The following is a 15,201-nucleotide window of genomic DNA, read 5'->3' as shown; positions in this document are numbered from 1 at the left end:
GTCGGCGCCGGCGGCGAAGGCGCGCTCCGACCCGGTCAGGACGACGCAGCGGACGCTCTCGTCGGTCTCGGCGGCGTCCAATGCGACCGACAGCTCGCTCAGGAGCTGGCTGTTGAGCGCGTTCAGCGCCTCCGGCCGGTTGAGGCGGATCAGGGTGACCCCCGCGCTGGGGGTCTCGACGATCAGGGTCTCATAGCTCATGGCGCGCGCTCCGGGCTTCGGAACGCGACTTACGGCCCCGTGACCGAATAGCCAAGCGCGCGCAGGCGGGCCGGGACGCCGCCTTGGCCGATCAGGTGGCCGACGCCGACGATCACCACGGTGCGGCCGTGGCCCTTCAGGCGCGCGTCCAGGGCCTTCACCCAGCGTTCGTTGCGCTCGGTGACCAGCCGGCGGAAGACGCTCGGCGTGGCCTTGCGCAGCGGCTCCAGCGCCTCGCGGTCGAGGCCGGCGACGTTGCCGGCCACCCAGGCGCGGACCAGTTTCATGAAGGCGGCCGGATCCCGGTCCAGCTCGCCCAGGGTCTCGTGCAGGGAGCCGATCTGGTCGGCCATCGACTCCTCGTCGAACAGGGCCAGCTGTTCGGCGGCGGTCTCCAGGGCCTCACGCCGCGCGGTGGGCGGCGCGGCGGCGGCCAGGGTCTCCTCGACCCCATGGTCGGTGTCGGCGCCGGCTTTGCGATAGGCGCCGCCCGCCAGGACGACCTCGGCCAGCCAGGGCTTCAGCCGATCCAGGGTGACCTTGTCGACCCCATAGGCGTCGGCGACCTTGACCAGGCGCGCGGCGTCCCTGGGCGGCAGCAGGGTGAACAGCGACTGGCCGGTCGGGAGGACGCCCAGGGTTCCGGCCAGGCGCGCGACCTCCTGCTGGGCCTGCGGGCCCATGGGCAGTTCGAACCAGACGTCGTCGGCGCCGGCCAGGGCCGCATCCAGCGCCGCCGGCCGCCAGGCGAGGCCCGGTGGCAGGACGTGGATGGAGCCGAACAACACCAGCTCGGAATCAGCGTCCCGGACCACCCAGACCGGCGGCTCGGCGCGGGCGGGGGCCGCCACGGCCAGGGCGGCGGCGAGGCCGACGAGCAGGGCTCTCACTTCTGGCACAAGGGGCAGAAGAAGGTGGAACGCCCGGCCTGGATCTCGCGGTCGATCACGCCCTTGCAGCCGGAATTGCGGCACGGCTGGCCCTCGCGGTCATAGGTGCGGAACCGGTGCTGGAAATAGCCCAGGGCGCCGTCGGTCCTGGCGAAGTCGCGCAGGGTGGAGCCGCCCGCCGCGATGGCCTCGGCCAGCACGGCCTTGATCTCCGGGACCAGCTTGCCCAGCCGGGCGGCGGAGATCGTCCCGGCTGGCTTGAAGGGCGAGAGGCGGGCGCGGTTCAGCGCCTCGCAGACATAGATGTTGCCCAGGCCCGCCACGATCCGCTGGTCCAGCAGCAGGGTCTTGGGCCCCTGCCTGCGTCCGGCGAAGGCGGCCTTCAGGTGCGCCCCGTCGAAATCGCCGGACAGCGGCTCGGGCCCCAGGCCGGCGAACCAGGGGTGCAGCTCGAGGGTCGCGGTGTTGACCAGCGCCATGTAGCCGAACCGCCGCGGGTCGTAATACGTCACCCGGACCCCGGCCTCGGTGGTGAACACGATGTGGGCGTGCTTGGCGTCCGGCTCCGGGGCGTAGTGGAACAGGCCGGGTCGCGCCTCGCCATCGGGATGGCTGATCTCGAAGCGGCCGCTCATGCCCAGGTGCATCACCAGGGTGTCCTCGCGGTCGAGGCGGGCGAGCAGGTACTTCGCCCGGCGTTCCAGGCGGGTGATCGTGGCCCCGGTCAGCAACTGCACGAAATTCGCCGGCAGCGGGAAGCGCAGGTCCGGCCGCCGGGCCTCGACGCGGGCCAGTCTGTGGCCTTCCAGGACGGGGGCCAGGCCGCCGCGAACGGTCTCGACTTCGGGCAATTCGGGCATCGGGCGCTGGCTTGGCACGCCATCGCTGGCGCGCCAAGGCCTCTGCAGTTAGAACGCCGCGCATGACGGGACCTTCCGCCACCTTCGGCTTCCGCGATGTCGACGCCTCGGAAAAGCCCGGCCTGGTTCGGGGCGTGTTCGACCGGGTGGCGTCGCGCTACGACCTGATGAACGACCTGATGAGCGCGGGCGTGCACCGGCTCTGGAAGGACGCGGTGGCGTCGCGGCTGAACCCGCAGCCCGGCGAGACCATCGTCGACTGCGCCGGCGGCACCGGCGACATGGCCCGGCGGTTCGCCCGGCTGGCGCGGCGCGCTCAGCTGCGCCGGGGCGGGGCGGACGCACAGATCTTCGTGGTCGACTACAACGCCGAGATGATCGCCGCCGGCCGCGAGCGCGGCGGCCTGCCGGAGATCGCCTGGGCGGTCGGCGACGCCCAGCGCCTGCCGCTGCCGGACGCGACAGCCGACGCCTATGCGATCAGCTTCGGCATCCGCAACGTCACCGACATCCCGGTCGCGCTCAGGGAAGCGCGCCGGGTGCTGAAGCCCGGCGGACGGTTCCTGTGCCTGGAGTTCTCGCGCCCGGTCACCGAGGCCCTGCGCAAGGCCTATGACGCCTATTCCTTCGCGGTGATCCCGGAGATCGGGGCGCGGGTGGCGGGCGACCGCGACAGCTATCGGTACCTGGTGGAGAGCATCCGGCGGTTCCCCGACCAGCGGACTTTCGCGGCGATGATCGGCGAGGCGGGGTTCGGCCAGGTGGGCTGGACCAACTTCACCGCCGGGGTTGCGGCGCTGCACACCGGGCGGGCGATCTAGCGCCGCATGGCCTCGATGGGCGCCTATGTGCGGCTGTTGGGGGCCGGGTGGACGCTGGTCCTCAACGACGCCCTGCTGCCGCGCGAGCTGGACGGCTTCTATTCGCCGGGCGTGCGGACCCTGGCCAACGGCCTGCGCCTGTTCGCCTCGCGGCGGGACGGGCGGCCGGGCGAGCGGATGGCGCGCTCGCTGCAGGTTCTGGGGCCGGTGGCGATCAAGCTGGGGCAGCTGCTCTCGACCCGGGCCGACATCTTCGGCCGCACCTTCGCAGAGGACCTGGGTCACCTGAAAGACCGTCTGCCACCGTTCCCGATGGCGATCGCGCGGGCCGAGGTGGAGCGCGAGCTGGGCCAGCCGGTGGAGGCGATCTTCGCCGCGTTCGGCGAGCCGGTGGCCGCCGCCTCCCTGGCCCAGGCGCATGAGGCCATGCTGCTGGACGGCCGCCGCGTCGCGGTGAAGGTGCTGCGGCCCGGGATCGAGCGGCAGGTGGCGGCGGACTCCGCGGCCCTCGACCTGGCGGCGCGGCTGATCGAGCGCTGGGCGCCGCTGGCGCGCCGGCTGCAGCCGGTGCCGTTCGCGCAGACGGTGATCCGGGCGACCGAGCTGGAGCTGGACCTGCGGCTGGAGGCGGCCGGGGCCGACGAGCTCAGCGAGGTGATGGCCGCCGACGGCTACATGACCGCGCCCAAGGTGGTCTGGGACGGGGTCGGTAAGCGGGTGCTGACCATGGAGTGGTCGGCCGGGCTGCCGCTCTCCGACGCAGCGGCGCTGGAGCAGCCCGGCCTCGACCGCAAGGCCCTGGCCGACAACCTGACGCGGGCGTTCCTGGCCCAGGCTTTGGACCACGGGGTGTTCCACGCCGACCTGCACGAGGGGAACCTGTTCGTCTCGGCGCCGGCCCGGCTCCACGCGGTGGACTTCGGGATCATCGGGCGGCTGGGGGCCGGCGAGCGGCGCTACCTGGCGGAGATTCTCTGGGGCTTCCTGCGGCGCGACTATCCGCGGGTGGCCCAGGTGCACTTCGACGCCGGCTACGTGCCGGCCCATCACAGCGTCGCGGCCTTCGCCCAGGCGCTGCGGGCGGTGGGTGAGCCGGTGTTCGGGCGCAACGCCAATGCGGTGGCGATGAGCCGCGTGCTGACCCAGCTGTTTGAGATCACCGCCCTCTACGAGATGCGCCTGCGCCCTGAGTTGGTGCTGCTGCAGAAGACCATGGTCACCGTCGAGGGCGTCGCCCGCCGCATCGACCCGACCCACGACATCTGGACCGCCGCCGAACCGGTGGTCCGCCGCTGGATCGCCCGCGAACTGTCCCCGCTCAGCCGGGTGAAGCAGCTGGCCGGCGAGGCCGAGACGGCGCTCCGCAACATCGCCCGCATGACGGCGCCGCCGGCGACGCCGGAGCCGGTTCCCGCCCCAAGGAGCGGCCGCCTGCTGTGGTTCGCGCTCGGCGCCCTGGCGGCGGGCGGGGCGTTTTTTGCCGGCGCGCTGCTGCGGTAGCCATCTCCTTTCCCCCGCGACGCGAGCGGGAGCGGAGCGCTCTACGCCTCGTCGTCGCTGCCTTGCTTGCGGCGGGCGGTCTGGCGCTTGGCTTCGCGGGTCTTCTGTTCGTCCCAGTATGCGCGGCCGTCGTCGGGGTGGAACATGGTGCGCGGGGCGCCCTCCTTGGTCGCCACGGCGAATACATTGGCCTTGGGATCGTAGAACAGGGTGTCGCCGTTCTTGCGCGTCAGGGTCAGGGTGCCCTTCGGCGGATGCGCCACGAAGGTGTGGGCCTTGTGGACGAAGGCCTCGAGGCTGTCGGCGCCAAACGCCTCGCCGTTCTTCTTGAAGGCATATTCGGCGTTCTGCTGGGCCGAGTATTTGCGGCTGGCCGACCAGATCGGCGCGCCATCCACCTGCTTCACCGCCTCCTGGCGATGATCGACCTGAGACCCGCTGTCCGACGGCGAATACCGCGGCGCGTCGTCAGGCCTGCTGTTGCTGGCCATCTGCGTGCCGGCCGCCTGTTTCTGGGCCACCGCCGAGGGGCCATTGTCGCAGGCCGCCAGGGCCAGGGCCGCCGTGCCGCAAAGCGCGGCCAGCGCCGCGATCTTCCGTCCCGCCATTCTCATGTCTCCCATCCACACACTGCGTCTAGAACAAAGAATGAACATACCGGCGTGGGTTTGTCGAGTCCCTTGCGATGCACTAAATCGAAGCCCTCATTTGCGGGGGCCTCCAGCCTTGACCGAGAAGCGGGTTCTCCTGATCGTCGGCGGCGGGATCGCGGCCTACAAGGCCCTGGAGCTGACGCGGCTGCTGCGAAAGGCCGGGGTCGGCGTGCGGCCGATCCTGACCCGGGCGGGCGCGGAATTCGTCACCCCGCTCAGTCTGGCGGCGCTGGCCGAGGACGAGGTCTATTCCGAGCTGTTCAGCCTCACCGACGAGGCGGCGATGGGCCACATCCAGCTCAGCCGCTCGGCCGACCTGGTGGTGGTGTCGCCGGCGACGGCGGACCTGATGGCCAAGGCGGCGAACGGGCTGGCGGGGGACCTGGCGTCGACCACCTTGCTGGCCACCGACAAGCCGGTGCTGATGGCCCCGGCGATGAACGTGCGGATGTGGCAGCACCCGGCCACCCGGCGGAACTTGGCGCGGCTGAAGGCCGACGGCGTGCTGTTCGTCGGCCCGGACGAGGGGGCCATGGCCTGTGGCGAATATGGGCCGGGGCGGATGGCCGAGCCGGCGGCGATCTTCGAGGCGGTCATGGCGGCGCTGGGCGGCGGCGCGGCGCGGCCGCTGACAGGACGGCGCGCGGTGGTGACGGCGGGGCCGACCGTCGAGCCGATCGACCCGGTGCGGCTGCTCACCAACCGGTCGTCCGGCAAGCAGGGCTATGCGATCGCCTCGGCCCTGGCGGCCCTGGGGGCGGAGGTGACGCTGGTCAGCGGGCCCACCGCGCTGCCCGCGCCCGCCGGCGTGAACCGGGTCGACGTGGAGACGGCGCGGGAGATGCTGGCGGCCTGCGAGGCCGCGTTGCCCGCGGACATCGCCGTCTGCGTGGCGGCGGTGGCCGACTGGCGGCCGGAGAGCCTCGGCGCCAGCAAGATCAAGAAGGGTCCGGGCGGCCCGCCAGCCATCGGCCTGGTGGAGAACCCGGACATCCTGGCGACCCTGTCGAAGGCCAAGGCGCGGCCGAAGCTGGTGATCGGCTTCGCGGCGGAGACCGACGATGTCGAAGCCCATGCCGTCGCCAAGCTGGCCCGCAAGGGCTGCGACTGGATCGTCGCCAACGACGTCAGCGTCGACGGGACCATGGGCGGGGACGACAACGCCGTGGCGATAGTCTCGGCGGGGGGAATCGAGCGATGGAACCGCATGGCGAAGGGCGAGGTGGCCCGCAAGCTCGCCGCCCGCATCGCCGCCCAGTTCGCTTGAGGGAATTGCCGTGACCCCGATCGTCCCGATCGCCCGCCTGCCGCACGGCGCGGGGATCCCGCTTCCCGCCTATGAGACCGCCCAGGCCGCGGGGATGGACCTGCGCGCCGCCGTGCCGGAAGCCGAACCGCTGGTGTTGCGGCCGGGCGACCGCCATCCGGTGCCGACCGGCCTGGCCTTCGCCCTGCCGGAGGGCTTCGAGGGCCAGGTGCGGCCTCGCTCGGGGCTGGCGTTCAAGCACGGGGTCACCTGTCTCAATACGCCCGGCACCATCGACGCCGATTACCGCGGCGAGGTGAAGGTGATCCTGATCAACCATGGCTCGGAGGACTTCACTATCCGCCGGGGCGACCGCATCGCACAGCTGGTGATCGCCCCCGTGGCGCAGGCGCGCTGGGCCGAGGTGGCCAGCCTCGACGACACCGCGCGCGGCAGCGGCGGGTTCGGCTCGACAGGCGCGGCGTGACCTTTTCCCGCCCCTAAAGAGGAGGGATGGGCGGCGGCGCCCGGAACCCGTGGATGTTCTCGTCGATCGCCTGGGCGATGGCGAGGATGCGGCTGTCGCCGCCCAGCGGGCCGATGAGCTGGGCGCCGACCGGCAGGCCCGATGCCGTCAGCCCGGCCGGAACGGCCGTCGTGGGCAGGTGCAGGGCGGTGGCCAGGCTGATCCAGGTGATCAGGGAATTATAGGGCAGCGTCTTGCCGTCCGAGGTCGTGAGACTGCGGCGCGTGAAGGCCCGCCGGTCGTGCGGGAAGGCCGGCACGGGGGTGATCGGCGCCAGGATCGCATGCCAGCGGTCGAACTGGCCGGAGATCTCGTGGCGCAGGCGGGCGCGGACGGCGTTGGCGGCCATCCACTCGCGGTGGCGGGCCGTGTAGGCCAGGGTCATGGCCGCGGTCGACAGCGGGCCGGCGCCGCGGGCCATGGCGAGCCGGGCGAAGGGGCGCATCAGCTCCATGCCGCGCAACATCCGGGGCGGCATGTCCTCGCCCAGCACCGCGCCCAGCAGGGTCTGGTAGCTACCGAGCAGGACGCGCATGTCGACCGGACTGGCGATCGGCTCGACCTCGGCGCCGGCGGCGCGCAGGTCATCGGCCAGGGACTCCAGGACCGCGCGGACCTCGGGGTCGACCGGGCAGAGAGGATCGTCGAGCCACAGGCCGATGCGGGCCTGATGCAGGTCGGCGGGCGGCGCCTTGGGGGCCAGGGAGCCGTTCTCGATCACCGAAAGCAACAGGCGCAGGTCGCGGGCCGAGCGGGCCATGGGGCCCACCACGTTCAAGTCGCGTTCGGTGTGGGAATCGGGGCTCGGCGGCACATGGCCGCGCTGGGAGACCAGGCCCCAGGTGGGTTTGTGGGAAAACACGCCGCAGAAGCCGGCCGGGACGCGCAGGGATCCCCCGATGTCGGAGCCGATCTCCAGCGGGGTGACGTGGGCGGCGAGGGCGGCGGCCGCCCCGCCCGAGGACCCGCCCGGGGTGCGGGTCGGGTCCCAGGGGTTGCTGGTGGCGCCATAGAGGCCGTTCACGCTCTGCCAGTCGGCGGCCAGCACGGGAACATTGGTCTTGCCCCAGATGACCGCGCCGGCGCGGCGGGCGTGGGCGACGGCCGCGGCGTCGCCGGTCATCCGGCGTCGATATTCGGCCAGCCCTGACGAGGCCGCCATGCCGGCCACGTCGAAGGTGTCCTTGATGGTCATCGGCAGGCCGGTCAGCGGTCCGGCCTCGCCCCGGGCGCGGGCGTCGTCGGCGCCGAAGGCCCGCTCCAGGGCACGTTCGGGATCGGCCGCGATCACCGCGTTCAGCGTGGCGTGGGTCTCAGCGTGGCGGGCGAGGGACGCCTTCAGCAGTTCGACCGCCGACACCCGCTTACTGGCGAGCGCGGCGAGCTGGGCGGTGGCGTCCTGGTCGAGGATCTCGTTCACGATATAGACCGCTCATCCCGGCGAAGGCCGGGACCCAGATCGCGAAGCGCCGAGGTGCGCCGGATCGCCTCCGAGCCTGTCGAAACCACCGCTGAGCCTTTCCATCTGGGTCCCGGCCTTCGCCGGGATGAGCGGATTGAGAGAACCGACCCTGGACCTATTTGAAGCCCAGCACGTCCTGCATGTCGTACTCGCCCGGCAGCCGGCCGGCGACCCAGCGGGCGGCATGGACGGCGCCGCGGGCGAACAGGCTGCGGTCGCGGGCGGAGTGGGACAGGGTCAGAATCTCCGCCTCGCCAGCGAAGATGACGCTGTGCTCGCCGACGATACCGCCCCCGCGCAGCGACGCGAAGCCGATCTCGCCGCGGGGTCGGGGGCCGGTGATGCCGTCGCGACCGCGCTTCGCCGCCTTCGACAGGTCGACCCCTCGGCCGGCGGCGGCCGCCTCGCCCAGCATCAGGGCGGTGCCGGAGGGCGCGTCGACCTTGCGGTTGTGGTGCGCCTCGGTGATCTCGATGTCGAAAACCTCGGGCGGCAGGGCGCGCGCCGCCTGGGCCACGAGGCCCATCAGGATGTTGACGCCCAGCGAGAAGTTGCCGGTCCGCACCACAGGCACTCGCGTGGCGGCCTGGGCGATGCGGCGAAGGTGGTCCGGCGACAGGCCTGTTGACCCGATCACCAGCGCCACGCCCTTGCCGGCCGCCTGGGCGGCTAGAGCGGCCGAGGCGTCGCCGTTCGTGAAGTCGATGACCACGTCGGCCGCCGCCAGCGCGTCGCCGACGGAGACTAGTCCCTCGCCCGTCGCATCGGGCCGGTCGAAGCGGGCGGCAAGGCGCAGGTCCGGGTCGTCCTCGACCAGGGCGGACAGCGCCTGGCCCATGCGGCCCAGCGCCCCGGCGATGGCGATCCTGATCGGGGCGGGCACGGTGGCTTCTCCGGCTGGCGAGGGCCTTTAACTCCCGCGAGCCGGAGGCCGGGTCAATGGCGCCGAGGCGCGCCCACGGATGTCTCGGGTCTGAACAAGATCGTGGAGGCTGGTGGTCCGATCAGGCCGCCTGCTCCTCCAGCCCCATCATCCGGCGCATGGCGGTCTTCTGCACCGAGGGCCGCTCGGCCATGCGGTCGAGCCAGGCCAGGAGGGGGGAGCCGGCGATCAGTTCGGCGCCTTCGGGCGAGGCCGGCACGAAGTCGAGGTGGGCGACCGCGGCCAGGTCCGCCAGCGAGACCTGGTGGCCGGCGAAGTAGCGGTTGGATCCCAGGATGTCCTCCAGGGCCCGCAGGCAGGTCCGGGCCTGCGGGATGGCCACCTTCACGGCGTCCTCGTTGACCGGCATGCCGAAGATCGGCGCGACGATGCGGTTGAAGCCGATGCCGGCGCTCAGCGAAGGCATGACGTAGCAGTCGACGATGTTCATCACCTGGCTCATCCGCGCCATCGCCTTGGGATCGGCGGGCGTGAGCGCCGGGCCGTCGAAGGCCGCGTCGATGTAGCGAAGGATGGCCTGGACCTCATAGAGCTGGAAGCCGTCATGCTCGATGGCCGGGATGCGGCCGAAAGGCTGGCGCGCCAGATAATCCGGTCCCTTGTTGTCGCCGAAGTTCATCGCGCGAAGGTCCCAGGGGACGCCCTTTTCCTCGCAGGCGAGTAGCACTTTGCGGACATAGGGGCTGCCCGGCACGCCGTGGATCACGATGGTCATTGAAGCCTCCTTCTGGGCGCTCGGCCCGGTTCAGATGGGATGTCAGCCCTCGGTCGCCGCGATGAAGCCGGCCAGGATCAGGCCCCAGCCGCCGTCCATCATCGCGCGGGCCTGATCGCCGCCCTCGCCCAGGTTCTCGAGCCCGCGGTGTTCGAACTCGACCCCGGTCAGGCCGCCGCCCAGGTCGGTGAAGCGGACCTCGACCTCGGTGTGGACGGAGAGGTCGGGCTTGAACTGGCCGTTGATCCGCCAGGACAGCACCACCCGCTCGGGCGGCTCCCAGGCCAGCACCTCGCCCCACAGATCCTCGACCCCGGCCTCGGAGACGCCGTACCAGCGTCCGCCTTCGCGGGGTTCGATCAGCGCCTGCTTCAGGGGCGTCTCGCCCACGGTATGGGTCTTGGGCCACCAGCGGTCGATGCCGTCGGTGAAGACCCTGAAAGCCGTCTCGCGGCTGGCCCTGACCTGCAGCGATTTCTTCACCGCGGCGGGTTGGATGGTGCGGGTGGTCACTCGGGGGGCTCCTCTTCGTCGTTGTCGCGTTCGACCTCGGCCGCGAAGGCGGCCAGGGCGACGTCCCAGAACCGGTCGAGCCAGGCTCGCATCTGGCCCAGGCCCTGCGGGTCGATCTGGTAGACGCGGCGTGCGCCGTCCGGCCGATCGCTCACCAGGCCCGCCGCCTTCAGCACCTTCAGATGCTGGCTGACCGCCGGCCGGCTGACCGGCAGCCCTGCCGCCAGCTCGCCTACGGCCCGGGGACCTTCACCCAGCCGCTCGAACACCTGGCGGCGGGTGGGGTCGGCGAGGGCGGCGAAGGCGCCTTGGGTTCTGGCCATTGCGTTAGTCATCACTTACCGTAAGTCTACACTTACGATCTCGTCAATCACATATCGCAAACGGGTCGACGGTTCTGCTCGGGGTCTGCTGACGGGCCTAGGGAATCAAAAAGGGCGGCCCGCGGGCCGCCCTTTCCATGCGCGGTCTGGCTTAACGGCCGCTACTTCTTCTTCAGCATCGTCTTGATCTCGGCCTGGGTGGCATTGACCGTGGCCGCGCCGCCGGCGACCGCGAGGCTGGTCGTATCCACCGCGAAGCTGTCCGCGCCCATCTTGATGGTGGCCGTGCGCTTGCCGTCGGCGCCGGTCCTGACGTCGGTGATCGAGCCGATCATCGCGCCGCTGTTGTCCTTCACCGACATGCCGGTGGTGACGCTGACATTGGAGCCCGAGGCCTCGGCGCTGGCCGCGCCCGCCGGCGGCGCGGCATCGGTCGTGGTGGTGGGCGGCGTGGCGTCCGCGCTGGCCGGTGGCGGCGTCACGGCGGTGGACGGCGCCTTGGTCTGGGCCAGGGCCGGGGTTGCGGCGAGGGCGAGCGCCACCGCGGCATAGGCTATGCGTTTGTCGATCGGCATAGTTGAGTTTCCCATCTGCGCGCCCCGCACCCGTCAGCCCTCAACCTGTGGGCGCCGTGGAATGTTCCCTCGGCCATGTTCCGCCCCTGAGGCGTTGTCCGCATTGACGCACGCCTATAGGCTGGCCGCTCCAACGAAATCGAAGGCCCACGGGGACGGGGCGGGGGACGCATGGACCAGGTCGAGAAACGCACCTTCACTGACGAGGAGGCGCTGGACTTCCACCGCTATCCGACGCCCGGGAAGATCGCCATCCAGGCCACCAAGCCGATGTCGACCCAACGGGACCTGAGCCTGGCCTATTCGCCGGGCGTGGCCGTGCCGGTGCTGGCGATCGCCAAGGACCCGGAGCTCGCCTACGAATATACCGCCAAGGGCAATCTGGTGGCGGTCATCACCAACGGCACCGCGATCCTGGGCCTGGGCAATCTGGGCCCGCTGGCCTCCAAGCCGGTGATGGAAGGCAAGGGGGTGCTGTTCAAGCGCTTCGCCGACGTCGACGCCATCGACGTGGAGCTGGATTCCACCGACCCGGACGAGATCATCACCGTGGTGCGGTCGATCGGCATCACCTACGGCGGCATCAATCTCGAGGACATCAAGAGCCCCGACTGCTTCCGCATCGAGACCGAGCTGCAGGAACTGCTCGACATCCCGGTGTTTCACGACGACCAGCACGGCACGGCGATCATCTGCTCGGCCGGCCTGATCAACGCCTGCGAGATCACCGGACGGAAGATTTCCGAGGTGAAAGTGGTCCTGAACGGCCCCGGCGCGGCCGGCATCGCCACGCTCGGCCTGATGAAGGCCATGGGTGTGAAGCATGAGAACGTCACGGCGGTCGATCGCAACGGCGTCCTCTACCGCGGCCGCACAGAGGGGATGAACCAGTGGAAGTCGGCCCACGCCATCGACACCGACAAGCGCACCCTGGCCGATGCGCTGCAGGGCGCGGACGTGTTCATCGGCGTCAGCGCCAAGGGCGCGCTGACGCCGGAACTGATCAAGACCATGGCGCCGCGGCCGATCATCTTCGCCATGGCCAATCCTGACCCGGAGATCCTGCCGGAAGAGGTCTATGCGGTGCGGCCCGACGCCATCGTGGCCACCGGGCGCAGCGACTACCCGAACCAGGTCAACAACGTGCTGGCCTTCCCCTATCTGTTCCGCGGCGCGCTCGACGTGCGGGCCCGGCGGATCAACATGGAAATGAAGATCGCCTGCGCCAACGCGCTGGCGATGCTGGCCCGCGAGGACGTGCCGGACGAGGTGGCCGCCGCCTATGGCGGGACGCAGCTGAAGTTCGGACCGGAATACATCATCCCGACCCCGTTCGATCCGCGGCTGCTGTCCTACATTCCGCCGTTCATCGCCCAGGCGGCCATGGACACCGGCGTGGCCCGCAAGCCGATCGCCGACATGGACGCCTACAAGGCGCGCCTGGCCCAGCGGATGGACCCGACGGCGGCCTTCTCGCAGAAGCTGCAGGGCGCGGTGCTGTCGGCCAGGAAGAAGAAGATCGTCTTCGCCGAGGGCGAGGAACAGGCGGTCATCCGCGCCGCCTACGCCTTCCAGACCCAGGGACTGGGCCAGGCGGTGCTGGTCGGCCGCGAGGACCTGGTCCACGAGAACATGATCGCCGCCGGCGTCGATCCCAAGGAAGCCGGCATCGAGATCCTCAACGCCCGCGTCTCGCACTGGAACGAGGCGGCGGTCGACCACCTCTACGGCCGCCTGCAGCGCGAAGGCTTCCTGCGCCGCGATGTCCAGCGGCTCATCAACCAGGACCGCAACGCCTTCGCCGCCGCCATGGTGGCCCTGGGCCACGCCGACGGCATGGTCACCGGCGTCACCCGCAACTTCGACCAGGTGCTGGAAGAGGTGCTGAACGTCATCGACCCGGCGCCCGACGGCCGGATCATCGGCATGAGCGTGGTGATGGCCAAGGGGCGGACCCTGTTCATCGCCGACACCAACGTCACCGAGATGCCGGTGGCCGAGGAACTGGTGGAGATCGGCATCGAGGCGGCCCGGGCGGTCAAGACCCTGGGCTACACGCCGCGGGTGGCGTTCATGAGCTACTCCACCTTCGGCAATCCGATGGGCGAGCGCTCGGCCCGGGTGCGCGACGCGGTCGCCATGCTGGACGAGATGGAGGGCATCGACTTCGAGTATGAGGGCGAGATGCCGCCGGAACTGGCGCTCGACCCGGACAGTCGCGGCGCCTATCCGTTCATGCGGCTCAGCGGCCCGGCCAACGTGCTGATCATGCCCGCCATCCACTCGGCGGCGATCTCGACCCAGCTGATCAAGTGCCTGGGCGACGCCGAGGTGATCGGCCCGATCCTGGTGGGCCTGGACAAGCCGGTGCAGATCTGCCCGCTGGGCTCGAACGTCTCGCGCATACTGCAGATGGCCACCATCTGCGCCTACGACCGGCCGCTGGTGGACTGAACACCTGGCGGCTGCGCGGCTTCCGGGACGACGCCGCCTTTGGTATGAGGCGCGCCCCTCGGGAGCGGGCGCATGTACAGCCTTGGCATCGACTTCGGGACCACCAACACAGTCCTCAGCCTAGCCGAGGCCAGCGGGCCGGCGCGCTTGGTGCGCTTTCCGGCGCCGGAGGGCGAGCTGTTCGCGTTCCGCAGCTGCCTGTCGTTCTTCGCCCCGGCCGAGCGACCCTCGGACCGGACCGTTGCCGCCGGACCCTGGGCGATCGAGGCCTACGTGGAGGACCCGGCCGAGACCCGGTTCATCCAGTCGTTCAAGAGCTTCGCCGCCCAGGAGAGCTTCAGCGAGACCCAGATCCTCGGGCGCCGCTACCGGTTCGAGGACCTGCTCTCCACCTTCCTGCTGAAGGTCCGCGACTATGCCGGCGAGGCGCTGGGCGGCCTGCCGGAACGGGTGATCGTGGGCCGGCCGGTGACCTTCGCCGGCGGGTCGCCGAAGGAGAGCCTGGCGCTGGAGCGCTACGAGATCGCCTTCAAGCGGATGGGGGTGAAGGAGGTGCTCTACGCCTACGAACCGGTGGGCGCGGCGTTCTTCTTTGCGAGGGAACTCGACCACGACGCCACCGTCCTGGTGGGTGATTTCGGCGGCGGCACCTCGGACTTCTCGATCATCCGCTTCGAGCGGCATGCGGGCGAGGTGCGGGCGATCCCCCTGGGCCGGTCAGGGGTCGGCGTGGCGGGCGACGCCTTCGACTACCGGATCATCGACAACCTGGTCTCGCCGCAACTGGGCAAGGGGTCGGACTACACCTCGTTCGGCAAGGTGCTGCCGGTGCCCAATCGCTACTACGCCGCCTTCGCGCGTTGGGATCAGCTGGCGCTGATGCGCGCCGGCCGCGACATGCGCGAGATCCGCCGGCTGGTGCGCGACGCCGTCGAGCCGGAGAAGATCGGACGGCTGGTGGAGACTCTGGACGAGAACTACGGCTACCAACTCTACCGCGCGGTATCGCGGCTGAAGGAGGCGCTGTCGGCGGGGGAGGCGGCCGAGTTCCGCTTCGAGGCGGGGTCGATTGCGATCGTCCACGACGTGCCGCGGGCGCGCTTCGAAGGCTGGATCGCTCCGGAGCTGGCGCAGATCGAGGCGGCGGTGGACCGCGCCCTGGCCGACGCCAACCTGCCGGCCGAGCGTATCGACCGGGTGTTCCTCACCGGCGGCTCGTCCCTGGTCCCGGCCGTCCGGGCGATCTTCCACCGGCGGTTCGACAGCGGGCGGATCGAGACGGGGGCGGAACTTGAGTCGATCGCCGCGGGCCTGGCGCTGATGGGCCGCGAGCGGGATTTGTCGCGGTGGACGACGGGGGCCCCTTCCCTCCCTTATGCCAACCGCCCTTAATCTGCACGGCAGATGGCCCATTGTCGTGATCCGAGGGATTGGATGCGATCTGGTTCGGCGATGAGGCGGTTCCAGGCGTCGCAGACGGCGTCGAGGATGGCGTCGTAGTCGGCGAAGACGTGGTTGG

General features: G+C 70.8%; 16 protein-coding genes and 1 pseudogene. 6 read left to right on the top strand and 11 right to left on the bottom strand.

Annotation, left to right across the window (positions count from 1 at the left end; translation table 11 throughout):
- From Q0R13_RS02225 to mutM, 3 genes are all read right to left on the bottom strand, one after another.
- Positions 1 to 201 (bottom strand): enoyl-CoA hydratase-related protein (locus Q0R13_RS02225; protein ID WP_293898821.1); only part of this gene is annotated, 201 nt, incomplete at its 3' end.
- A 29-nt stretch (positions 202 to 230) separates the two neighbouring features.
- Positions 231 to 1,091: a TraB/GumN family protein gene (locus Q0R13_RS02220; protein WP_293898818.1), complete on the bottom strand. Its 861-nt coding sequence runs from the start codon at positions 1,089 to 1,091 to the stop codon at positions 231 to 233.
- Positions 1,088 to 1,951 carry a bifunctional DNA-formamidopyrimidine glycosylase/DNA-(apurinic or apyrimidinic site) lyase gene (gene mutM / locus Q0R13_RS02215; protein ID WP_293898815.1) on the bottom strand — a complete coding sequence of 288 codons (864 nt, stop codon included), beginning with the start codon at positions 1,949 to 1,951 and terminating at the stop codon, positions 1,088 to 1,090. The genes Q0R13_RS02220 and mutM overlap by 4 nt, the downstream gene beginning before the upstream one ends.
- Before the next feature lie 62 nt (positions 1,952 to 2,013).
- On the opposite strand from mutM, the gene Q0R13_RS02210 reads away from it, so the two are divergent.
- Positions 2,014 to 2,772 (top strand): class I SAM-dependent methyltransferase, encoded by a 759-nt coding sequence (locus Q0R13_RS02210; RefSeq protein WP_293898812.1) that lies wholly within the window; start codon positions 2,014 to 2,016, stop codon positions 2,770 to 2,772.
- Between the two features lie 6 nt (positions 2,773 to 2,778).
- The gene (gene ubiB / locus Q0R13_RS02205; protein WP_293898809.1) at positions 2,779 to 4,272 is read left to right on the top strand and encodes a 2-polyprenylphenol 6-hydroxylase; all 1,494 of its coding nucleotides are present in this window, start codon (positions 2,779 to 2,781) and stop codon (positions 4,270 to 4,272) included.
- A 41-nt stretch (positions 4,273 to 4,313) separates the two neighbouring features.
- On the opposite strand, the gene Q0R13_RS02200 is transcribed toward ubiB, so the two are convergent.
- On the bottom strand, positions 4,314 to 4,880 hold the full coding sequence (locus tag Q0R13_RS02200; protein WP_293898806.1) for a hypothetical protein: 567 nt from the start codon (positions 4,878 to 4,880) through the stop codon (positions 4,314 to 4,316).
- Positions 4,881 to 4,998: 118 nt separating this feature from the next.
- Between Q0R13_RS02200 and coaBC the strand changes: the two genes are divergently transcribed.
- The gene (gene coaBC, locus Q0R13_RS02195) at positions 4,999 to 6,192 is read left to right on the top strand and encodes a bifunctional phosphopantothenoylcysteine decarboxylase/phosphopantothenate--cysteine ligase CoaBC (protein WP_293898803.1); all 1,194 of its coding nucleotides are present in this window, start codon (positions 4,999 to 5,001) and stop codon (positions 6,190 to 6,192) included.
- 10 nt (positions 6,193 to 6,202) lie between these two features.
- Entirely contained in the window at positions 6,203 to 6,658 is a 456-nt protein-coding gene (gene dut, locus Q0R13_RS02190; RefSeq protein WP_293898800.1) for a dUTP diphosphatase, read from the top strand.
- Between the two features lie 13 nt (positions 6,659 to 6,671).
- Here the strand turns inward: dut and Q0R13_RS02185 are convergent, their stop codons facing one another.
- The 6 genes from Q0R13_RS02185 to Q0R13_RS02160 form a co-directional block, all read right to left on the bottom strand.
- A complete protein-coding gene (locus tag Q0R13_RS02185) occupies positions 6,672 to 8,117 on the bottom strand; it encodes an amidase family protein (RefSeq protein WP_293898797.1) in 1,446 nt (481 codons plus the stop codon).
- A gap of 157 nt (positions 8,118 to 8,274) precedes the next feature.
- Positions 8,275 to 9,042 (bottom strand): 4-hydroxy-tetrahydrodipicolinate reductase, encoded by a 768-nt coding sequence (gene dapB / locus Q0R13_RS02180; protein ID WP_293898794.1) that lies wholly within the window; start codon positions 9,040 to 9,042, stop codon positions 8,275 to 8,277.
- Between the two features lie 121 nt (positions 9,043 to 9,163).
- Positions 9,164 to 9,817: a glutathione S-transferase family protein gene (locus Q0R13_RS02175; RefSeq protein ID WP_293898792.1), complete on the bottom strand. Its 654-nt coding sequence runs from the start codon at positions 9,815 to 9,817 to the stop codon at positions 9,164 to 9,166.
- A gap of 42 nt (positions 9,818 to 9,859) precedes the next feature.
- Entirely contained in the window at positions 9,860 to 10,330 is a 471-nt protein-coding gene (locus Q0R13_RS02170) for an SRPBCC family protein (protein ID WP_293898789.1), read from the bottom strand.
- Positions 10,327 to 10,653 (bottom strand): metalloregulator ArsR/SmtB family transcription factor, encoded by a 327-nt coding sequence (locus Q0R13_RS02165; RefSeq protein WP_293898786.1) that lies wholly within the window; start codon positions 10,651 to 10,653, stop codon positions 10,327 to 10,329. Before Q0R13_RS02165 ends, Q0R13_RS02170 begins: the two co-directional genes overlap by 4 nt.
- A 161-nt stretch (positions 10,654 to 10,814) precedes the next feature.
- Entirely contained in the window at positions 10,815 to 11,228 is a 414-nt protein-coding gene (locus Q0R13_RS02160; protein WP_293898783.1) for a hypothetical protein, read from the bottom strand.
- A gap of 171 nt (positions 11,229 to 11,399) precedes the next feature.
- On the opposite strand from Q0R13_RS02160, the gene Q0R13_RS02155 reads away from it, so the two are divergent.
- Together Q0R13_RS02155 and Q0R13_RS02150 are read left to right on the top strand one after the other, a co-directional pair.
- Entirely contained in the window at positions 11,400 to 13,682 is a 2,283-nt protein-coding gene (locus Q0R13_RS02155) for an NADP-dependent malic enzyme (RefSeq protein WP_293898780.1), read from the top strand.
- A 72-nt stretch (positions 13,683 to 13,754) separates the two neighbouring features.
- Positions 13,755 to 15,074 carry an Hsp70 family protein gene (locus tag Q0R13_RS02150; protein WP_293898777.1) on the top strand — a complete coding sequence of 440 codons (1,320 nt, stop codon included), beginning with the start codon at positions 13,755 to 13,757 and terminating at the stop codon, positions 15,072 to 15,074.
- Here Q0R13_RS02150 and Q0R13_RS02145 read toward each other — a convergent pair.
- Positions 15,071 to 15,201 (bottom strand): annotated as a pseudogene (locus Q0R13_RS02145) (IS630 family transposase); the annotation flags it as partial. The gene Q0R13_RS02150 and the pseudogene Q0R13_RS02145 overlap by 4 nt on opposite strands.

Source organism: Phenylobacterium sp. (genome assembly GCF_025351295.1).
In the GTDB taxonomy this organism is placed as follows: Bacteria; Pseudomonadota; Alphaproteobacteria; order Caulobacterales; family Caulobacteraceae; genus Phenylobacterium.
Note: the sequence above shows the minus strand (reverse complement) of the source record. Positions and strands in the feature narration are given on the sequence as shown.